Source organism: Frankia sp. CcCS3, from assembly GCF_977927575.1.
This window is the reverse complement of sequence record NZ_CDWRCL010000264.1, coordinates 1-2,676: the sequence shown is the minus strand read 5'-3', so window position 1 is coordinate 2,676 and position 2,676 is coordinate 1. Positions and strand designations below refer to the sequence as shown.

Sequence of the window (2,676 nt, the reverse complement as noted above, 5' to 3'; positions counted from 1 at the left end):
TTTCATTTCGACTCCTCAGCGTGTGCGCCCGTCATGACAGAATTCCTACCTGCCGTCCAGCGGTGGCCGCGATGGGGCGACGGTCGCACCTTCCGGCGATTCCGCGGGCCGGACTCGCCTCCACGTCAGGAGTGGGACCCGGATGTCCGAGGCGTCCTCGTCCTCCTGCGCCGGGCAAGACAGTGTCAACGTGTCCCCTTGCAGCGTGAAATCACGAACCAGGTCCTCTCCGATCCACCTGGGAACAGATGCTGCCCGCACCCGGTGAATGACCTGCCTGCCAGTTAGGTGGTAAGACCCGCAGTACCCAAAGAACGAGGTGCTCATGGAGATCGACTCGACATCGACACGCGATCCATCCCTGCGTTCAGGGACCGCGGTGCCATCCCGCGGGTCGCATATGTGCACGGACATGTAGCCGTCTTCCCGGTAGACCAGTAGGCCGCCCGGGTGGGCACCCATGGGCCTCTCGAGAACATTTCCGTTACGGTTGGTGATGTCGAACGAGTCGAGCCGCCACACTCCCAGAGCGTTCGGCAGGAAACCACGCGCATCGGGATAGCCCAATGGATCCGAGCTGCCTGTGCTGCTCATGATTATTCCACCTCTCTCTCACACGCTGGTCGTAGATCTTCCGACCGGTAGGCCTTGCCGCCCTTCGAAAATGTTACGGACTAGTCGGCAAGTTGGCAAGTTTTGTGAATAAATGGTTTTTTGCGCATTCTGCGGATCAGGACCGGCGGTGAGGGGCCGCTGGTTACGGCGAAAGAAACCGCCGGCGGCGGTGTGTCACCCCCGTGGGGCTGGCACGCAGATCGCACAGCAGTGAATGCTACGAACGAGCCGGAAAACTAGCAAGTTTTGTGAATAGACAGCTTTTTGCGCATTCTGTACAGACGAGGAGCTGGCCCGCACCGGCGAGCAGCGCCGCCAGGACCGCGACCGGCCGGCTGGCCCTCGACCGGGCGAAGGTGAAGGCCGAGCTCCTGTTCCACCGGCTCGAACACCGCATCCGCGCCCATGTCCTGCCCTGCTGGCTCGCCCTGCTCCTCACCCGGGCCGCCGAACGCCGGTCCGGGCAAACATGGCTCGCTATCCGCCGCCAGGCCGGCCGGATCATGCAGGTCACCCTGGCCGGCCCCGCCGGCACGGTTACCCAGACCGCCACCCCCACCGCGGCGCAGAAAGGCTATCTACCAGGCCGTTGCCGTCCCCCCGCAGCCTGCGCACGCCGGCGGCTCGTGGGCCACCGTCCGGGTCGGGGTGGCGGTCATCGCAAGCGTCGAGCCGGGGTGCCCGTCCTGCCCACCGGGCCTGCGGTTGCTCTTCGTGCGCAGCGACTTCGGCGCGTCCGGCTTGGCCAGCCCGTCCGAACTCGGTGGCTTCGGGGAGTTCTTCGAGTTCTTCCCGGTCTGGGCGCGCAGCGCCTCGATCTCCCTGTTCGCCCGCTCCAGCGCGGCCTCGGTCCCGGCCAGCCTCGCTAGCGTCTCGGCGAGCGCCGCGGCCTGTGTCATGACCAGCGCCGCGAGCTCGTCGTACGACGGCGCGGACGGATCTTCGGGCACCATCGGGCGATGGGCGTCGTGCCTTCCGGTTCGCGACTCGGGGCGCCGCTCATGCCGGTCGGCCTACGCTTACGGCCTGTCGAACCATCCATCTCGATCCACCACTAGGGGCAGTACCTATGCGCGTCGTCTCCCTACTGCTCGTGCTGTGCATCGGGAGTGGACTGACCGACCTGAAGCTGTACACGGACCTTGTCCACCAGCGCCAGCAGGGAGCGATTGAGATCGCGCGTGCGGTGGCATCCGACCTGCTCCTGGCCCGGGCGGTCATGGGGAAGGATTCCGCGGGGGAGGTGCAGGCTCTCGCCGAACAGGCCCGGCGACTCACAGGAGCGCAGTCCGTGGTCGTCATCAACAGCCGGGGTATCCGCTGCTCCGATCCCGATCCGAAGAACATCGGCAAACCGGTCAGCGCCGACCCCTCGGGTGCCCTCCACGAACAGGAGACTGTCAGTCGCGGGTCCGGGAGCCTGGGGTCGTCCGTGCGCGCCGAGGTTCCGCTGCGCGACACCGACGGTAAGACCGTCGGTGAGGTCAGAGTCGACGTCAGCATGAAGGATCTGCACCACCAGTTGCTCACGCAGCTGCCCAGCGCCGCGGAGAATCTGGGCCTGCAAGTGGTCGTCGGCATCACCACTATCATAGTGATCACGCTATATAACCGGGCCGAACTCAAAAAACTTGCCCGCGAACTCAAAAAAATTGGCCGCGCAATCGACGATCTCTGGGGTCATCTCAGGGACCGGCCCGCCCAGCCCGACCAGCCCGCACCGCCCGACCAGCCCATCCAGCCCGACCGGCCCGCACCGCCCGACCAGCCCATCCAGCCCGACCGGCCCGCACCGCCCACCCAGCCCGCACCGCCTGCACCGCCCGCCCGGACCGGGGTCAGGGAAGAGATCGTCGCCGTGCTGCTCTGGGCGTCCGAGCCGATGTCGGCGGCGGAGATCGCCGACCAGATCGGCCGGGACCGGTCCACGGTCCAGCGGTACCTCAAGGATCTCAAGGAGGCCGGCTACGTCACCATGATCTTGGACGGCGGGTCCCGCGGGCGTCCCAGACACCTTTACCGATGGCTCGGCAAACCCTGGCCCCCGCCCGCCCGAACCCC

3 protein-coding genes are annotated in these 2,676 nt (G+C 66.6%); 1 reads left to right on the top strand and 2 read right to left on the bottom strand.

All coding sequences use genetic code 11. The features are described from left to right. Positions 1 to 45 precede the first annotated feature (45 nt). Positions 46 to 594 (bottom strand): lipocalin-like domain-containing protein, encoded by a 549-nt coding sequence (locus AC08OQ_RS17525; RefSeq protein ID WP_476602034.1) that lies wholly within the window; start codon positions 592 to 594, stop codon positions 46 to 48. Between the two features lie 599 nt (positions 595 to 1,193). Further along, a complete protein-coding gene (locus AC08OQ_RS17520; RefSeq protein WP_476602035.1) occupies positions 1,194 to 1,568 on the bottom strand; it encodes a DUF6444 domain-containing protein in 375 nt (124 codons plus the stop codon). 116 nt (positions 1,569 to 1,684) lie between these two features. On the opposite strand from AC08OQ_RS17520, the gene AC08OQ_RS17515 reads away from it, so the two are divergent. Beyond that, positions 1,685 to 2,676 (top strand): helix-turn-helix domain-containing protein (locus AC08OQ_RS17515; RefSeq protein ID WP_476602036.1); only part of this gene is annotated, 992 nt, incomplete at its 3' end.

What these genes read in the sequence shown, in the direction of transcription:
- AC08OQ_RS17525 (WP_476602034.1), bottom strand. Translation starts at nt 594, where the DNA reads ATGAGCAGCACAGGCAGCTCGGATCCATTGGGCTATCCCGATGCGCGT.
- AC08OQ_RS17520 (WP_476602035.1), bottom strand. Translation starts at nt 1,568, where the DNA reads ATGGTGCCCGAAGATCCGTCCGCGCCGTCGTACGACGAGCTCGCGGCG.